1 protein-coding gene is annotated in these 1,086 nt (G+C 70.9%); it reads left to right on the forward strand.

The window, feature by feature from the left end; all coding sequences use genetic code 11:
• Positions 1–316: 316 nt before the first annotated feature.
• Positions 317–1,006, forward strand: coding sequence for a cell division ATP-binding protein FtsE (gene ftsE / locus FNQ90_RS24325; protein WP_143625265.1), 690 nt, complete (start codon positions 317–319; stop codon positions 1,004–1,006).
• The last annotated feature ends 80 nt before the right edge of the window (positions 1,007–1,086 follow it).

Below are 1,086 nucleotides of genomic sequence, written 5' to 3' on the forward strand. Positions count from 1 at the left end.
CCGCCCCCCGGTCCCGCTTTCCCGGGGCCGGCGGTGACGTTAGTGTCACCCTCCATCCTGCCGGCGTTCACGGCCCGGTGCGCCGGGGGCGGGGGAAACGCGGGCGGAATCCCCCGGCCGGCCAACGGCGGACGCGTCCCGGCCGGAGGGGGCCGGGAGGGGCCGGCCGGGAACGGCAGGGGCAAAGCGGGAGCAATCGGTACGGGATGCGGCGGTGTCTGCCGGCGCCCCGCCCGGTCGCGTAGGGTCGGCCCTCGAAGAGGGAGCCGCGCACAGCGCTTCCGCCGCATCTACCCCGTATCAGCCAGGTGCAATCGTGATCCGATTCGACAGCGTCTCCGTGACCTACCCCCGGATGAACGCACCCGCCCTCCGCGAGGTCTCCCTGGAGATCGAGCGCGGCGAGTTCGTCTTCCTGGTGGGCTCGTCGGGCTCCGGCAAGTCCACCTTCCTGCGGCTGATCCTCCGGGAGGAGCGGGCCACGCAGGGCAGCGTCCACGTGCTCGGCAAGGACCTCGGTCGCCTCTCCAACTGGAAGGTCCCCCAGGTCCGTCGGAAGCTGGGCACGGTCTTCCAGGACTTCCGCCTCCTGCCGAACAAGACGGTGGGGGAGAACGTGGCCTTCGCGATGGAGGTCATCGGCAGGTCCCGCGTGGAGATCCGCAAGACCGTGCCGCAGGTGCTGGACCTCGTCGGCCTGGCCGGCAAGGACGACCGGATGCCGGGTGAGCTCTCCGGTGGTGAACAGCAGCGCGTGGCCATCGCGCGGGCCTTCGTCAACAAGCCCATGCTGCTGATCGCGGACGAGCCGACGGGCAACCTCGACCCCCAGACCTCGGTCGGCATCATGAAGCTGCTGGACCGCATCAACCGCACCGGCACCACCGTGGTCATGGCCACCCACGACGCCCAGATCGTGGACCAGATGCGCAAGCGGGTCATCGAACTGGAGAAGGGCCGCCTGGTCCGCGACCAGTCCCGCGGCGTCTACGGCTACCAGAACTGACGACCGGGGCGGTTCGCACCGGCCCTCCGGGCCCCGACCGCCCCGGTCGTCAGTTCTGGTAGCCGTAGACGCCGCGGGAC

Origin of the sequence: Streptomyces alkaliphilus (genome assembly GCF_014141535.1) — a bacterium.
Lineage (GTDB): Bacteria > Actinomycetota > Actinomycetes > Streptomycetales > Streptomycetaceae > Streptomyces > Streptomyces alkaliphilus.